The following is a 13,940-nucleotide window of genomic DNA, read 5'->3' as shown; positions in this document are numbered from 1 at the left end:
CTCCTGTAACGGAAATCAGGACAGCCTCAGGCCGCCCTTAACGCACCACAAAAACCGGAACATGGGCATAGCGAACGATTCCTGCCGCCTCCGACCCCAGCAGATGCGTCTGAATATTCGGGTTGCGCGAACCGATGATCACCACATCCGCTTTCAGTTCATCGGCCAGTTTGGTCACTTCATCGCGAATGTTGCCGCTGCGAATGTGAATCTGAATATCCTTTTCCGTCAGCGCGAGTTTCTTGATCAGCTCTGCCAGCTTTTCCTTAGCAGTATTAATCAGATAGTCTTCCATTTTTCGTGCATCGGAAATAAAACCGCGCGTCAGCACCGGAGAAAAAGAGGGAATGATGTGTACCAGATGAATCTGTCCCGAAGAGCTTTGCGCAAGGAATTGGGCGTGGGACAAGGCCTTGTCCGCCAGACCGATTTCAAACACATCAACCGGCACGAGGATATTTTTATACATAGAGACAATCCTTTTATTACCTAAAAAAGGTGGTGAAAACAGCCCGGGCAATGGCGCTGAGGAAAAGATCTCAAGAACAAAATCTGCAAGACGTGTAGGTATAATTAAACGTAGCACACCACGATAAACATTATTAAGTCGCCAATTAATATATTGAAAAATATCACAGAGTCAGGCGCAGCCAGACAATTCGACTACAAACCCCGTAAAATCGTCGCCATCGCCGTAATTTTTGCTCTTTTTAACATTTCCGTTTTACTACGACTATCCTCATTATCAGTGGCTTGTTCACTTTCTGTCGCCCCACAATAATTATTACGATAAGAATTTACTTAGCTAAGCGTTAGCGCTAAAGGAGGAACGATGTTCGGTTACAGTCTGTTTCGCCTGAGCCTGTTTATTGCCCTGGCAATAATCGCCTGTACGGCTACCGGTTTAATTACCTACTTCGTTGTCTCGGCCCTCGCTGAATAAATACAGCGATTGTGAATAATATGTAAAATATAGCCTTTTACTTCGAGGGGAATACAGTGAACCGTTATTTTTCTCTCATTCCGCTTGTTATTTTAATAACAACGGCTTGCGATCGGAAAGCGCCTGAAATTACGCCGTTACCGCGGATGGTCAAAGTCGCCGAGGTGGTGGCTATCGGTGATGCGCAGCAGCGCGTATTTCCCGCCCGCATTGAGTCCGGGGACTCCACCGATTTATCTTTCAAACGCGGCGGCCAAATTGAATCTCTTGATGTCCGTCAGGGAGCCAATATTACTCAGGGGCAGCCCCTTGCCAGGCTCAACGCCCGGGAAGCGCAGCAGCGCGTGAATGAACGGCAAACCGCCGCCACCCTCGCCCAGCGGCAGTTCGATCGCTTCCAGACGCTGGCCGGGCGTCAGGCGATTTCAAAGGCGGAAATGGATATCCAGCGGGCCAACCGCGACGCCGCTAACGCCGCGCTGAAAATCGCCCGCGAAGAGCTGTCGCAAATGACGTTGACCGCCCCGTTCAGCGGCGTTGCCGCCAACGTGCCGGTACGTAACCACCAGGTTGTCGCCGCCGGACAGCCCATTGTGACCCTGACGCGAACCGATCTGCTCGACGTGGTGTTTAGCGTTCCGGAAAACCTCTTTACCGCGCTGGATATTCGCAACGCGCAGTATCGTCCTGTCGTCAAAATTAACGCCATGCCGGATCGCCAGTTTACCGCCGACTACAAAGAACATACCGGCAGCAGCGACAGCAGCACGCTCACCTGGCAAATCATACTGACTATGCCGAGGCCGGCCGACTTTCCCTCGGTGGGCGGCGTAAGCGGAACGGTGACGGTCAATCTGGCAAACCTGCCCGCCAGCGCCGGTCAAAACGCGGTGGTGGTGCCGGTTGAAGCGGTGTTTAACCCGGATAATCGCCCGCGCAATGAGCCCCACGTCTGGGTGGTACAGGGCAGCGGCGACCAGCTCAAGCTGGAAGAGAGAAAAGTCGGCGTGGGCCCGGTGACCTCTCAGGGCGTGGTGATTACCGAAGGGCTCAGCGTCGGCGAGCGCGTAGTGGCGGCAGGCGTCAGCGAATTACATGCGCAACAGCCGGTTCGTATCTGGACGCGTGAACGAGGTTTGTAATGGATATTTCCCGCCAGTTTATTAACAACCCGGTCCGCGTCTGGCTGACCATTTTACTGCTGGGCATCGGCGGGATCTTCGCTCTGCTGAATATTGGCCGCCTGGAAGATCCGGCGTTTACCATCAAAACCGCGGTGGTAGTCACCCACTATCCCGGCGCGTCGGCGCAGCAGGTGGAAGAAGAAGTCACCCTGCCGCTGGAAAACGCGCTGCAGCAGCTGCCGTATCTCGACAACGTCAGCTCAATTTCCTCCAACGGCCTGTCGCAAATTACCGTCAATATCGCCTCGCGCTACCACTCCCGCGAGCTGCCGCAAATCTGGGATGAACTGCGCCGCCGGGTGGGCGACGCCGCCCGCCAGTTCCCTCCCGGCGTCGCCGCTCCGTTTGTGAACGACGATTTTGGCGATGTCTTTGGCTTTTTCTTTGCCCTCTCCGGCAAGAGCTTTACCAACCCTGAGCTGGTTCGCTATGCCGAGCAGCTGCGTCGTGAACTGGTGCTGGTCCCCGGCGTCGGCAAAGTCGCCATCGGCGGGGCGATCCCCCAGCAAATCAACATCGATGTCTCGCTGGCGAAAATGGCCGCCCGCGGAATCACGCTCAACCAGCTGGCGGCGATACTGAGCAGGTTGAACGTGGTGTCTAACGCCGGTGAGATTAAATCCGGCAGCGAATCGATTCGCCTGCATCCCACGGGCGAGTTTGCCAACCTCGACGAGCTTGGCGACCTGTTAATCAGCCCGCACGGCTCGGCAACGGCGACGCGGCTGCGCGATATTGCCACCCTCTCGCGCGGGCTGAGCGAATCGCCTTCCAGCATTTACCACGCCAACGGCCGACAGGCGGTCACTATGGGGGTGTCGTTTATACCCGGGGTTAACGTGATTGACGTTGGCCGCGCGCTGGAAAGCAAGCTGGAGCAGATGTCGGCGGAAAAACCGGCCGGGATCAACATTGACCTGTTCTACGATCAGGCGGCGGAAGTCGCCCATTCGGTCAACGGCTTTATCACCAACTTCCTGATGGCGCTGGCGATTGTGGTTGGCGTGCTGCTGATCTTTATGGGCGTACGCAGCGGCATTATTATCGCCCTGTCGCTGGCGCTCAACGTGCTCGGTACGCTGCTGATCATGTACCTGTGGGGTATCGAGCTGCAGCGTATCTCGCTGGGGGCGTTGATTATCGCCCTGAGCATGCTGGTCGATAACGCTATCGTCATCGTCGAAGGCGTGCTGATCGCCCGCCAGCAGGGGTCAACGCTGCTCATGGCGATTAACTACGTGATCCGCCGTTCGGCGCTGCCGCTGCTGGGGGCCACGGTGATTGCCATTCTCGCTTTTGCGCCGATTGGCCTGTCGCAGGACTCGACCGGCGAATACTGTAAATCGCTGTTCCAGGTGCTGCTGATTTCGCTCATGCTGAGCTGGTTCTCGGCGCTGACCATTACCCCGGTGCTGATTAAATGGTGGCTGTTTAAAAATCAATCACAGCCGGTGGCGCAGGCCGACGCCAATCCGTACGGCGGGCGCTTTTACCGTCTGTACCAGCAGGCTCTGCGTGCTCTTCTGCTGCGCAAAACCATCACGCTGACCGTCATGGCGGCGCTGCTGGCCGCCGCTATCTGGGGATTCGGCTCGGTGCGGCAAAACTTTTTCCCCTCGTCAAATACGCCGATTTTCTTTGTCGATCTCTGGCTACCCTACGGTACCGATATCGCGACCACCGAAAAGATGACCAGCGATATTGAGACCACCATTAACGGCCAGCCCGGGGTAGTCACCACCGTGGCCACCGTCGGTCAGGGCAGCATGCGGTTTATCCTCACCTACAGCGGGCAACGGCAGTACAGCAACTATGCGCAGATCATGGTGCGCATGGACGACCAGCGCAGCATTGCCGCCCTGACGCAGCATGTGGATCGCTATATTGCGCGCAACTACCCGCAGGTAAACGCCAGCACGAAGCGCGTGATGTTCGGTCCCTCCGGCGACAGCGCCATCGAGGTGCGGATTAAAGGTCCGGACCCCGACCGTCTGCGCCTGCTCGCCAGCCAGGTTGGCGATATCCTCTCCGCGGACCCGGCCACCGACGGCGTTCGCAACGACTGGCAAAACCGTAGCAAAGTTATTCGTCCGCAGTACTCCCCCGCGCTTGGGCGCGAGTTAGGCGTTGATAAACAGGATATTGATAACGCCCTGGAGATGAACTTCTCCGGCAGCCGCGTTGGATTGTACCGTGAGGGAGCCGACCTGCTGCCGACGATCGTCCGCCCGCCCGCCGCCGAGCGCCAGGACGCGAATCACCTGAATAACGTGCTGGTCTGGAGCCAGAGCCGCCAGCAGTATATTCCGCTCAGTAACGTGGTCAGCGGCTTTCACCTCGAATGGGAAGATCCGCTAATCCTGCGCCGCGATCGCAGCCGGGTGCTGACGGTACAGACCGATCCCGACCCGCTCAGCCACCAGACGTCGGGGGATATCCTGTCCCGCGTGAAGCCGCAGATTGATGCGCTCGCTCTGCCGCACGGTTACAGCATTGAGTGGGGTGGCGATGCGGAGAACTCCAGCGAGGCGCAGCAGGGGCTGTTTACTACCCTGCCGCTGGGTTACCTGGTGATGTTTGTCATCACCGTCCTGATGTTCAGTTCGCTGAAAAATGCGATCGCCATCTGGCTGACCGTGCCGCTGGCGCTGATTGGCGTAACGCCGGGCTTTTTAATCACCGGGATCCCTTTTGGGTTTATGGCGTTAATCGGTCTGCTGAGCCTGAGCGGAATGCTGATCCGTAACGGCATCGTGCTGGTAGAAGAGATTGAACAGCAGAAACAGGAAAAAGCGCAGCAGGAGGCGATTATTGATGCCGCTACTTCGCGTCTGCGCCCTATCCTGCTGACGGCGTTCACCACCGTGCTCGGCCTGGCGCCTTTATTACTCGACGTTTTCTTCCAGAGCATGGCGGTCGTTATCATGTTTGGTCTGGGTTTTGCTACTATTCTGACGCTGCTGGTTCTGCCGGTAATCTACGCCTGTTTCCACAATCAGAATATGAAGCGACAACCATGAACAGTACCGGATTAAATATTATTAAAACGCTGGGATGCATGACGGCGGTGACCTTCTTCACCATTTACAACACCTGGGATAGCTATGATTATGACTATCACTGGATCCTCGGGTTTTTGACGTTTATTTCCACTATCGCCACGCCGCTGTTTTTTGTGGTGGCGGGCTATCTGGATTCACAGTCTCGCCACGACTCACAATGGCAGTTGGGCAAAATCAAAAGCGTGGTGATCGTCTTTCTGTTCTGGATGACGGTGTACTATCTCTGGGAGCCCTACCAGCGCGGCTATCTTATCCAGCCGTGGTTTGTATTTGCGTTTATCGTCATTTACACCTTTCACCCGGTTATCGAGTGGCTCAGCCAAAGACGCACAGCCTTCTTTGCCGCGGTGTTCACGCTGCTGCTGCTCTCGTATGGTTACGATCTTTTGTCCGCGCTGTACCCGGATGTTCATGCGCTGAGCCTGGCGCCGCAGTACCGCCTGTGGACCTGGCTGCTGTTTTATCTGACCGGTCAGCTGTTCAGCGACCCGCTGGTCGCCGACTGGCTCAGGCGAGAAAAAGTGGTCAAAGGCGCGATGATCGCCATTCCGTTTATTTACCTTTTTACCTGGTTTTACGAGCGGCATTTCTTCTTCGCCCTGTTTAAGGCCGACAGAAATGCGTTCATTCTGACCGGTTCACAAATCTATATTCTGGTGGTTGCGCTGGTTATTGCCGCCAACGGCGTGCGGTTTCGCAAAAACAGCGAGTTTAAAGAGACCCTTCTCGCCACCATTAGCAAAACGATGACCGGCGTCTATATTCTCCACTACTCCGTTTTTCACCTGCTCACCGCGTTTATCCCGATTAACTCGCTGGGGACAAAATTAATGCTGATTGTCCTTACGTTTATCACTTCGGTACTGATTTCGATGCTCGCGCTGTCCAATTCGGTGGTCAAAAAAGTGATTACGATTTGACGCTCGCCGGTTCAGGTCATGGCCGCCTGCGCATTTAAAAACCGTAGCGCAGCCAGGCAAACAGTACGTTGCCGTTATTATAGGTGCCGGGAATATAGGTGAACTGCACGCTCAGACGGCGGTAGCTGGCGGAGAAGAGCGGCAAAATAATCGGCAGAGGTACGTAGTTGGCAAAGTCATCGCGGGCGGTGATCCCGGCGGTGACGCCAAGACCCAGGCGAAAGTCACGACGGCTATCAAGATACCAGCCCTTTTCCCAGCCGTAGCCGACAATCGGCTGCCACTCGTTGTGCGAATCTTTGAACATCATGGCGTAGAGCGAACTCCAGTTGCCCTCCGCGTTATATCTGGAAACGCCGAAACCTCCGCCCCACGGCATTTCATTATAGTTATCCGTTTTCTCTTTATCGTACATAAAGCGGTTGTGCCAGCTGAGAAACGGCAGATATAAATCGTAGTTTTGCGGCTCATTCCAGGTCTGCGAGACGTCGTTTTTCAACCAGCTCCACCAGCCGCTGATGCGCTGCTCACCATAGACCTTCGTTTCAGCCTGTACCGACAAGGCGAAAATAAACGCTACTCCCCACGCTAGCCGCAGACAACGTCGCATCGTTTTATCCTTAAAGAAAGTCGCCCGGTGTTCATTCAGTTTGGGAACAAAAAACAGGCTTTGCAAATATCAACCAACAAATTTTCTGCACCGTCCCGGGCTAATTGCAAGTCCAGTTAAACGCCCGTTTCAGGACAGAGAGCGCCGCCGCGGTGATTTCATTTCCTTGCTGCTGGGATTATGATGGCGCTAATTATCCTTTCTGCCCGCAGTGATTGAGAAATAGATGGACTTCATCAGCATTATTATGTCGGCGGGGAAAACCTCCGTCGATGTGGCGCTTTATACGCTGTTGCCAATCATGGTCGTCATGCTCATCGTGATGAAATATCTGGAGGTCCGCGGGGTACTGGACGCCATCGTTCGCTGGCTCGCCCCGCTGCTTAAGCCGTTCGGCTTAACCGGGATGAGCGCTTTTGCCCTGATTCAGATGAATTTTGTCAGCTTCGCCGCCCCGCTGGCGACCCTCGCGATTATGGATAAACGCGGCGCTTCGGACCGGCATATGGCCGCCACGCTGGCGATGCTTTTCGCCATGGGTCAAGGCAACGTTTTCTACCCGTTAACGCCCTTCGGCCTGCACTGGCTGGCCTCAATCATCATTTCGATTGTCGGCGGGCTGTGCGCCGCCGCGGTCACCTGGCATATCGCCGGCCGCAGGCTATCGATGGTTGAAAACGTGCGGGCCGACGCGCTGCCTGAGGCGGAGCAAAATAGCCAGGGGATTATCGCCGCTATCAACAGCGCCGGTGCCGACGCCATCCGCCTGGCCCTCGGCGCGGTGCCCATGCTGATCCTGTCGCTGGCCATCGTCGGATTTATGCAGGCGGCAGGCCTGATTGAGATGCTTCAGCGCCTGCTGCTGCCGCTGCTGCTGTGGCTGAATATTCCGGTTAACTTCGTGCTGCCGGCGCTGGTCAAATGCGTTGCCGGCGGTACGGCCTATTTCGGCGTGGTCTCCGAGCTCGTCCAGCAGGGTAAAGCGACCGTAAGCCAGATCAACGCCTCGGCGGGCCTGCTAGTGCAAACGTTCGATCTTCCCGGCATCGGCATCTTTCTGGGCGTCAGCTCGCGCTTCGTACGCCTGTTCCGCTTCGCCGCGATTGGCGCTATCGCCGGGATCGCCATCCGCACCGTGATGCACCTCACGCTATTCTGAGGCCGCCTCCTGCGAACGGAGACAGGCAGCGATATCCGCCTGCTCGCTACAGGCGATATGATGGTTAATGCGCGCCATCATCCACGGGAAAAACGGGTTGGACGTGACGCGCATCAGCGTATCCAGCCCGACGCTCAGGGTTGAGGTTTCCCCGCGCAACGAGATCGTACCGATGCTGATCCCGTAGCGATTTTTCTCCGCCGGTTCGCGGCCATAGAGCGAGTCGGTCAGCGGGAACGGCACCGCCACGTGCGATAGTGAATACATATCCTGCGGCCAGGCGATATTCAGCGGCGTCACGGTTTCGCTTCGCGTCCCGGCAAGCGTGGTGCGGGCCACCGTCTCGTAGGTGTCGGGCGCGGCGTTGGTAATCACCGTGGTGCCGTAGGGCCGAGGCGCCGGCGGCAATAACGTATTGACCGCCGAATAGAGCGAGGGACGAAATAGCGCGCGCAAATTCGCCGCCTGGTTAATATCGAAAATCACCAGTTCGCTACCGTTATCCGGCAGATAACGATAGAGCGAATCCACCACCGCCCGGGTGCTCACCGTTGAATCCATCACCGACTGAAAAGTTAACACCGGTGCCAGTTCAGAAAGCCGCTGACGCTGCGCTTCCTGCACGATTTGCTGCTGCAGCGCCTGCGACAACAGCCATGACTGCCTTGCCGCCTTCACCGGGAACGAATTGTATTTATAGGGATTAAACTCCGGGACGACGTTCAGCCACGCCGCGCGGGCGAAAGCCGGGAATACAGAAGGTAAACCGGCCAGCCCGGCAAAACGCGCAAAGGCGGTAACGCCAATCATCGGCGACAGCAGGATGACCTGCTGCGGCCGCCGCAGCGACTTATCTTCCAGGCTATCGAGGGCGTATTTTAGCGCCAGCGCCCCGCCGTTGGAGTAGCCCACCACGTGCAGCGGCGCGTCATCCCCCGCCAGCCGCGTCGCTTCGCGCACCGCAAGCCGGGTCGTCGCGATCCACTCTTCGCGGTCCACGGCGGTGAGCGCGCCGGGGGCGGTGCCGTGTCCGGGCAGCCGCGGCGCGACGGCGACAAATCCCTGCTGCTGATAGCGCTGCGCCAGATAATGTACGCTATAGGGCGAATCCGTCAGGCCGTGCAGCAGCACCGCCGCGCCGCGCGGTTTGCCCTGCGGCAGCAGAATAAAGGAGCGGTTCCAGTCGGGATGAAACTTATCCGGATAGACCAGACTTTGCGCGTAAAAGCGGTTAATGGCCGTTTTTTCATCGTCGCTCAGCGTGTCGGTAATGCTGCTTTTCATATCGCGGAAAATCGCCGCTTCCCGCGTCTGGTATTCGGCAAAAGTGGCGCGGTCAATCTCGCTGGCGCTCATTTCATTCGCCGTCCAGGTATGCCAGCGGTGCAGCGCCGGACCGCGCTGCGATTCGTAAATACGGCCAATAAAAAAGACGATCACGACCACCAGCAGCCCAATGATGGCTTTTTTCGCCACCGAGACTAATCTTAATCCCGACTTATTCAGCAGCCGGGTAAAACGCATCATTGCCATATTTCTGTCCGAATTATCTCTTTAGCTGCCAGGGTGGGCTATTATGCAGAAGGAATCCGATCCTGCGATTCACTTATTAAACATAGACTAAACCAACCGCCTGTTCTTATTGTCAGATGAGGAGCAAACATGAATTATCGCCGGAGTGTAACAGGTCAGGAATAAACAAATGGAATGGTGGATTAAGAAACTACGCGAGGCCTCGACGTCTACACATACCCACGCGGTTCTGCAAAGCGGCCAACTAACCATCATTGCGGAACTCACTTCCTGCGGCCGGCGTCTACAGGAGGGCGATAAGCTGACGCCGTTGGCTAACGCCCTGTACTGCATTAACGACAATAAGTCGATCACCCTAAAAGTGCTCAACGCCACGCATTTCAGCGCTGAACGCTGGGGCGCCATCGCGAATATCACCGCGCATTAATCGACATCCCCCAGCATCAACTGGTTCTAATCTCAGTACTTTCTCAACTAAGCGGGTTAAATTGTCCTGCGCCTTTTTCAGTCTGTGACATACTAAGCAAAACGTCAGCAGAGCAGAAACAAGGAGTACGTCATGAATCAGAAAGCCGCCAGGCTGACCCCAGAACAGGCGCTTACGCAGCTCGAAGCGCTCTATGAAAAATCGGTCAATGCGCTGCGTAAAGCCCTCGGCGATTATATTCACCATAATATCCTCCCCGAGAATAGCGCCCGTGCGGAAGGACTGTTCGTTTACCCGCAGCTGTCGGTGTCGTGGGACGGAGCGGAACATAAAGCGTTAAAAACCCGGGCCTGGGGTCGCTTCACCCATAGCGGTTGCTATACCACCACCATCACCAACCCTAAACTGTTTCGCGCCTATCTGCTGGAGCAGCTCACCATGCTGTATCAGGATTACGATGCCGCGATTACCGTCGGGCTGTCGCAGCATGAGATCCCCTATCCGTACGTTATTGATGGCTCTGAACTCACGCTCGATCGCTCAATGAGCGCCGGCCTGACGCGTTTTTTCCCCACCACCGAGCTGTCGCAAATTGGCGATGAAACCGCCGATGGCCTGTTTCATTCGACGGAATACTATCCACTTTCCCACTTCGACGCCCGCCGCGTCGATTTCTCGCTGGCGCGCCTGCGCCACTATACCGGCACGCCGGTTGACCATTTCCAGCCGTATATGCTGTTTACCAACTACACCCGCTACGTCGATGAGTTCGTGCGCTGGGGCTGTAGCCAAATTCTCGATCCCGAGAGCCCCTATATCGCCCTCTCCTGCGCGGGCGGGATCTGGATAACGGCGGACACGGAGGCACCGGAGGAAGCGATTTCCGATCTGGCGTGGAAAAAGCACCAGATGCCCGCCTGGCATCTGATAACCAAAGACGGACAGGGGATCACGCTGATTAATATTGGCGTCGGCCCGGCAAATGCCAAAAATATCTGCGACCATCTGGCGGTGCTGCGTCCGGACGTCTGGCTGATGATTGGCCACTGCGGCGGCCTGCGTGAAAGCCAGAATATCGGCGACTACGTGCTGGCCCATGCCTATCTGCGCGACGACCACGTGCTGGATGCGGTGCTGCCGCCGGATATCCCTATTCCGAGCATCGCCGAAGTTCAGCGCGCGCTCTACGACGCCACGAAGCAGGTCAGCGGCATGCCGGGCGAAGAGGTAAAGCAGCGGCTGCGTACCGGAACGGTGGTCACTACCGACGATCGCAACTGGGAGCTGCGCTACTCGGCCTCAGCGCTGCGCTTTAACCTAAGCCGCGCGGTGGCTATCGATATGGAAAGCGCGACTATTGCCGCCCAGGGCTATCGCTTCCGCGTCCCCTACGGCACCCTGCTGTGCGTCTCCGATAAACCGCTGCACGGCGAGATTAAGCTACCGGGACAGGCTAACCGATTCTATGAAGGGGCAATTTCCGAACATTTGCAGATTGGTATTCGGGCGATTGACCTGCTGCGCGCCGAAGGCGACCACATGCATTCGCGCAAGCTGAGAACCTTCAACGAACCGCCGTTCCGCTAAGCGCTGATATCATACGAGCAGAATACACTCAGTCCGGATCGCGTGAAATATTTACGCGGCTACCAGCCGGACTGAGCGTTATAAAATAAAGTGTTTATTTTTGTTAGGGGTAAAAATTTCTCAGAACACATCCATACGGGATATCCGCGCAATATTATTCCCGCTATTAAACTTAAAAATAAACATTTTGTTAACAAATTAGCATCATTTGCCCCGTGGTCATAAAACGCCCAGCCAGGGCCTGATTAACACTTGAATTCAGTCTCGTAACCTCTTAAATTAATTAGATAAATTCACACGGGACCAAAAAGCAGTACAAAATAGCCAGCGCCAGGGAGAGATCAAAATAATCAAAGAGTTACCTATGGGCGCTACTTTACTCTGGAATCATCCTTTAATAGCGACAGGTTGTTTGCAACAAATACCTTGTTACTAAATTACCAGAGATAAAATTGCGCATGTCGACAGTAAGCAACCATGGATATGCTTATCTATCGCGACCGGCAATGTACTATTTTCGTAAAAGTATGGACGACAGCTTTATGAAATTAACCGTAGGGAATATCCGCCTGTTTATTTTATTAGCAACTCTTTTTTTCTGGACTGCCGCGATCGGGCTAATTTCCCTTATTGTATCCTGGTTTTAAGACCCTGACGGTGCGCAGGGAATGTTCTTGTGCCCCGGCGTTGCCACCATCGTGGCTATGGAATAGGAAAGCAAAAAGCCCGCTTAAGTTTCCTTAAGCGGGCTTCTTAAATATGGCTCCTCTGACTGGACTCGAACCAGTGACATACGGATTAACAGTCCGCCGTTCTACCGACTGAACTACAGAGGAATCGTTTGAACGAGGCGCATATTATCGATGGCGCCCCACCTTGTCAAAGGCTGTTTTCACATTTCAAACCGTTTGCCGAATAATTCTCCACTTTGGGCGAAAAGTCCCGTTTCGCCCACCGCATGTTACGTTTCTTCAACCTGCGCGCGGGTCTCGTCGGCCTGCGCTTTCGTTCGCGGATACTTCCACAGCCAGCGCCCGCTGACCATCCGGCAGTAAAACAAAACGCCGCGCACCGCCCAGTCAAGCACCATACCCAGCCAGACGCCGATCACCCCCATGCCCAGCACAATCCCCAGCGTGTAGCCCGCCACCACGCGACAGCCCCACATGCCGAGCATTGAGACCCACATGGTGTAACGCACGTCACGCGCCCCTTTAAAGGCGCACGGCAGCGTCCAGGCCATCGCCCAGATCGGCATAAAGAAGGCGTTCAGCCACAGCAGCTCTTTCACCACCACTTTAACGTCCTCTTCGCTGGTATAGAACGAGGCGATCAGGCCGGCAAGCGGCGCGGTTCCCCAGGCGATCGCCGTCAAAATGATGGTCGACAGCCAGAAGACGTGCCACGCCTGACGCTCCGCCTGAGCGATCTGCCCTTTTCCGAGGCGTCGGCCAGTGATAATAGTCGATGCTGAACCGAGCGCGTTCCCCGGCAGGTTGATCAGCGCGGCCACGGAGAAAGCGATAAAGTTACCGGCAATCACGTTGGTCCCCATCCCGGCAACAAACATCTGCGTCAGCAGCTTACCGCCGTTGAACAAAACCGATTCAATGCTGGCGGGGATCCCGATGCCCATCACTTCCCAGATAATGGCGAAGTTAAACGGCTTAAAATAGCTCTTCAGCGAAATGCGCAGCGCCGGGTTAAAACCGATCATTAGCACCCAAATGGTGGCCACCGCGCCAATGTAGCGGGCAATCGTTAATCCCAGCCCCGCCCCGACAAACCCCATGCCGGGCCACGAGAAAATGCCGTAAATCAGGATGCTGCTGATAATAATATTGAGGATATTCATCCCGCCGTTGATCAGCAGCGGAATTTTGGTGGTCCCGGCGCCGCGCAGCGCGCCGCTGCCGATCAGGGCAATTGCCGCCGCCGGATAGCTCAGCACCGTCAGCTCCAGATAGGTCAGCGCCAGACCTTTTACCTCTTCTGTCGCATCCCCGGCGACAAAATTAATGATTTCCGCGCCGAAGGCATGGATGAGCGCCGCGAGAATAATCGAGAACAGGGTCATTATCGCCAGCGACTGGCGCGCTGCCGCCCTTGCCCGCCGCCGGTCCCGTTTGCCCAGGCTAAACGCCACCACCACGGTCGTACCGAGGTCGATGGCGGCAAAAAAGGACATGATCACCATATTGAAGCTGTCGGCCAGGCCTACGCCCGCCATGGCCTCTTTACCGAGCCAGCTGACCAAAAAAGTACTCAACACGCCCATCAGCAATACGCAGGCGTTTTCCAGCAAAATGGGGACCGCAAGCGGGCTGATTTCACGCCAGTAGAGGACGCGATAGCTCTTGCGTTTTTTAAACCAGGACGTGCGTTCGACGGACTGGCGTAATGCGGCGGTGACGTTCAAGGGAGACCTTAGTGAGAAAAGTTGAAACTACATTTCAAATGATGATAGAGAAAAGCTAATCCTGCAAAGCATTTTTCCCGATAAATTGTCGATAAT

General features: G+C 55.7%; 10 protein-coding genes and 1 tRNA gene. 6 read left to right on the top strand and 5 right to left on the bottom strand.

Features of this window, described 5'->3' with window-relative positions; translation table 11 throughout:
* Positions 1-37 precede the first annotated feature (37 nt).
* Positions 38-469 (bottom strand): universal stress protein, encoded by a 432-nt coding sequence (locus ABLU88_RS03515; RefSeq protein ID WP_014229901.1) that lies wholly within the window; start codon positions 467-469, stop codon positions 38-40.
* Between the two features lie 530 nt (positions 470-999).
* Between ABLU88_RS03515 and ABLU88_RS03510 the strand changes: the two genes are divergently transcribed.
* Genes ABLU88_RS03510 through ABLU88_RS03500 form a run of 3 tightly spaced genes read left to right on the top strand, consistent with a single transcriptional unit; the run spans position 1,000 to position 6,109 of the window.
* Entirely contained in the window at positions 1,000-2,085 is a 1,086-nt protein-coding gene (locus tag ABLU88_RS03510) for an efflux RND transporter periplasmic adaptor subunit (protein ID WP_032693512.1), read from the top strand.
* On the top strand, positions 2,085-5,147 hold the full coding sequence (locus ABLU88_RS03505; protein WP_224266636.1) for an efflux RND transporter permease subunit: 3,063 nt from the start codon (positions 2,085-2,087) through the stop codon (positions 5,145-5,147). The genes ABLU88_RS03510 and ABLU88_RS03505 overlap by 1 nt, the downstream gene beginning before the upstream one ends.
* A 38-nt stretch (positions 5,148-5,185) precedes the next feature.
* Positions 5,186-6,109 carry an acyltransferase family protein gene (locus tag ABLU88_RS03500; RefSeq protein ID WP_160741211.1) on the top strand — a complete coding sequence of 308 codons (924 nt, stop codon included), beginning with the start codon at positions 5,186-5,188 and terminating at the stop codon, positions 6,107-6,109.
* A gap of 34 nt (positions 6,110-6,143) precedes the next feature.
* Here the strand turns inward: ABLU88_RS03500 and pagP are convergent, their stop codons facing one another.
* The gene (gene pagP / locus ABLU88_RS03495) at positions 6,144-6,719 is read right to left on the bottom strand and encodes a lipid IV(A) palmitoyltransferase PagP (protein WP_046878082.1); all 576 of its coding nucleotides are present in this window, start codon (positions 6,717-6,719) and stop codon (positions 6,144-6,146) included.
* 226 nt (positions 6,720-6,945) lie between these two features.
* Here pagP and ABLU88_RS03490 point away from each other — a divergent pair, with 226 nt between their 5' ends.
* The gene (locus ABLU88_RS03490; protein WP_348836158.1) at positions 6,946-7,878 is read left to right on the top strand and encodes a nucleoside recognition domain-containing protein; all 933 of its coding nucleotides are present in this window, start codon (positions 6,946-6,948) and stop codon (positions 7,876-7,878) included.
* Here the strand turns inward: ABLU88_RS03490 and ABLU88_RS03485 are convergent.
* Complete coding sequence (locus ABLU88_RS03485) at positions 7,870-9,405, bottom strand: alpha/beta hydrolase (RefSeq protein ID WP_183129337.1); 1,536 nt, start codon at positions 9,403-9,405, stop codon at positions 7,870-7,872. The genes ABLU88_RS03490 and ABLU88_RS03485 overlap by 9 nt on opposite strands.
* A gap of 175 nt (positions 9,406-9,580) precedes the next feature.
* On the opposite strand from ABLU88_RS03485, the gene ABLU88_RS03480 reads away from it, so the two are divergent.
* Positions 9,581-9,838: a histidine kinase gene (locus ABLU88_RS03480; RefSeq protein ID WP_014229908.1), complete on the top strand. Its 258-nt coding sequence runs from the start codon at positions 9,581-9,583 to the stop codon at positions 9,836-9,838.
* A 132-nt stretch (positions 9,839-9,970) separates the two neighbouring features.
* Entirely contained in the window at positions 9,971-11,425 is a 1,455-nt protein-coding gene (locus tag ABLU88_RS03475; protein WP_014229909.1) for an AMP nucleosidase, read from the top strand.
* Positions 11,426-12,185: 760 nt separating this feature from the next.
* Here the strand turns inward: ABLU88_RS03475 and ABLU88_RS03470 are convergent.
* A tRNA-Asn gene (locus ABLU88_RS03470) sits at positions 12,186-12,261 on the bottom strand.
* Positions 12,262-12,386: 125 nt separating this feature from the next.
* Positions 12,387-13,844: an EmmdR/YeeO family multidrug/toxin efflux MATE transporter gene (locus ABLU88_RS03465; protein ID WP_122117337.1), complete on the bottom strand. Its 1,458-nt coding sequence runs from the start codon at positions 13,842-13,844 to the stop codon at positions 12,387-12,389.
* Between the last annotated feature and the right edge of the window lie 96 nt (positions 13,845-13,940).

Origin of the sequence: Klebsiella sp. GW_Kp182 (genome assembly GCF_040062275.1) — a bacterium.
GTDB lineage: Bacteria > Pseudomonadota > Gammaproteobacteria > Enterobacterales > Enterobacteriaceae > Klebsiella > Klebsiella michiganensis.
Note: the sequence above shows the minus strand (reverse complement) of the source record. Positions and strands in the feature narration are given on the sequence as shown.

Coding starts and splice junctions, on each gene's coding strand:
- ABLU88_RS03515 (WP_014229901.1), bottom strand. CDS start 469: ATGTATAAAAATATCCTCGTGCCGGTTGATGTGTTTGAAATCGGTCTG.
- ABLU88_RS03505 (WP_224266636.1), top strand. CDS start 2,085: ATGGATATTTCCCGCCAGTTTATTAACAACCCGGTCCGCGTCTGGCTG.
- ABLU88_RS03500 (WP_160741211.1), top strand. CDS start 5,186: ATGACGGCGGTGACCTTCTTCACCATTTACAACACCTGGGATAGCTAT.
- pagP (WP_046878082.1), bottom strand. CDS start 6,719: ATGCGACGTTGTCTGCGGCTAGCGTGGGGAGTAGCGTTTATTTTCGCC.
- ABLU88_RS03490 (WP_348836158.1), top strand. CDS start 6,946: ATGGACTTCATCAGCATTATTATGTCGGCGGGGAAAACCTCCGTCGAT.
- ABLU88_RS03485 (WP_183129337.1), bottom strand. CDS start 9,405: ATGATGCGTTTTACCCGGCTGCTGAATAAGTCGGGATTAAGATTAGTC.
- ABLU88_RS03480 (WP_014229908.1), top strand. CDS start 9,581: ATGGAATGGTGGATTAAGAAACTACGCGAGGCCTCGACGTCTACACAT.
- ABLU88_RS03475 (WP_014229909.1), top strand. CDS start 9,971: ATGAATCAGAAAGCCGCCAGGCTGACCCCAGAACAGGCGCTTACGCAG.